Origin of the sequence: Candidatus Magnetobacterium casense (genome assembly GCF_019173545.1) — a bacterium.
GTDB lineage: Bacteria > Nitrospirota > Thermodesulfovibrionia > Thermodesulfovibrionales > Magnetobacteriaceae > Magnetobacterium > Magnetobacterium cryptolimnobacter.
On sequence record NZ_JABXWD010000555.1, the window covers coordinates 1 to 1,818 of the forward strand.

2 protein-coding genes are annotated in these 1,818 nt (G+C 51.7%); both read right to left on the reverse strand.

Annotated features, from left to right (window positions below; translation table 11 throughout):
- The coding region (locus HWQ67_RS17480; protein WP_218253979.1) for an LON peptidase substrate-binding domain-containing protein at window positions 1–1,434 on the reverse strand (1,434 nt) is incomplete at its 3' end.
- A 10-nt stretch (window positions 1,435–1,444) separates the two neighbouring features.
- Window positions 1,445–1,818 (reverse strand): Hsp20/alpha crystallin family protein (locus HWQ67_RS17485; protein ID WP_218253980.1); only part of this gene is annotated, 374 nt, incomplete at its 5' end.

Below are 1,818 nucleotides of genomic sequence, written 5' to 3' on the forward strand. Positions count from 1 at the left end.
GATAAACATCACCTTTGTCAGGTCAAACGGTACGGCCAGGTAGTGGTCAACAAAGGAGTTGTTCTGCTCGGGGTCAAGCACCTCCAGGAGCGCCGAGGAGGGGTCGCCCCTGAAGTCGGTACCCACTTTGTCTACTTCATCGAGCATGAAGACCGGATTGTTGGTGCCTGCCTGCTTGATGCCCTGTATGATCCTGCCAGGCAGGGCGCCGACATACGTCCTGCGGTGGCCTCTGATTTCGGCCTCATCACGGACACCTCCCAGGGACATGCGGACAAATTCCCTGCCCAACGCCCGCGCTATGGACTTGCCAAGAGACGTCTTACCCACTCCGGGTGGGCCGATAAAGCACAGGATCGGTCCCTTCATCTTAGGATTGAGCTTGCGGACGCTGAGGTACTCCAAGATACGCTCTTTGATCTTTTCGAGGTCATAGTGGTCGTCGTTGAGGACTTTTTTGGCTGTCTTTATATCAAGGTTGTCAACGGTGGCCTTAGACCAGGGCAGCTCTACAAGCCAGTCGAGGTATGTCCTGACGGTAGCGGCCTCGGCACTGTCGGGGTGCATCTTTTCGATCCTTTTGAGTTGTTTCTCTGCCTCCTTGAGAACCTTTTCAGGCATCTTGGCCTCTTCGATCTTCTTCTTGAACTCACGGACCTCCTCCATGCGTTCATCGATGTCGCCTAGTTCCTTCTGGATCGCCTTTAGTTGTTCTCTGAGGAAGTACTCACGTTGAGTCTTGTCTATTTCACCACGGGCCTCGCTCTGAATCTTTTGTTGTACCATCAGCAGTTCGATTTCGCGATTGAGCATTTCGCCAACCTTACTGAGACGTTCCACGGGGTCGTCTATTTCAAATATGCTCTGTGCCTGGTCTGTTTTCAGTCCGATGTTTGAGGCCACAAGGTCGGCAAGGCGTCCAGGGTCGTCGAGGTTCTCTATCACGATCATGATATCGGGCAGGATGCTCTTGCCCAGCGAAACAGTCTTGTCTATCTGCTCCTTGACCGTTCTGATCAGCGCCTCGATTTCGAGGGACATTTTCTCGGGTTTCTGTTCTTCGAGCTTTTCTATATCGGCTATGTAGAGGTTGTCTTTTTCCTCTATTGCCAGGCACCGGGCCTTTGTCAGCCCCTGCACGAGTATCTTGACCCTGCCATCGGGCAACTTCAGCATCCTCATGATCAACCCTACGGTACCCGTGGTATAGAGGTCATCACGGTCGGGATTTTCCACGTTGAGGTCCTTTTGGGTAAGCAACAGTATCATCCTGTTCGTATTCAGAGAGTAGTCAATGGCGCTGATAGACTTCTCACGTCCTACAAACAACGGCAATATCATATATGGGAAGACTACTATGTCTCTCACTGGAAGTACCGGCAATGTATCTGGTATCTCTAGTTCCTTTTCGTCCTTTTTCTCACTCTCAGACATCGCTATTATTTTACTCCTTTTCTATTCTTATCAGAATTTCCTTATTTTCGCTCTTATGAAACGTAAGACAAACAACGCCGCCTCTGTAGACGGCCCTGCCGGAGGAGACATCAACCGCAACAGGTATCTTTATCACTCGCCTGAAGCCCTCAAGAAACCTCTCCATGCACAGGAAGCGGCAGCCAAGCGCTCCGCCGCCCCCTGCAACGCTGCCTGCAACACCACCGGAGCGGTCTCGCTTGACTCCCTCTATCACAACGGTGTCGTTTACCACCTTAATCTCAACCTCTCTGGGCTCTATGCCTGGCAGGTCTATCTCAAATACGAGCAACTCCGCCGTCTCATATATGTCAACGGGCGGCAACGGCCTGGACTTATCTATAG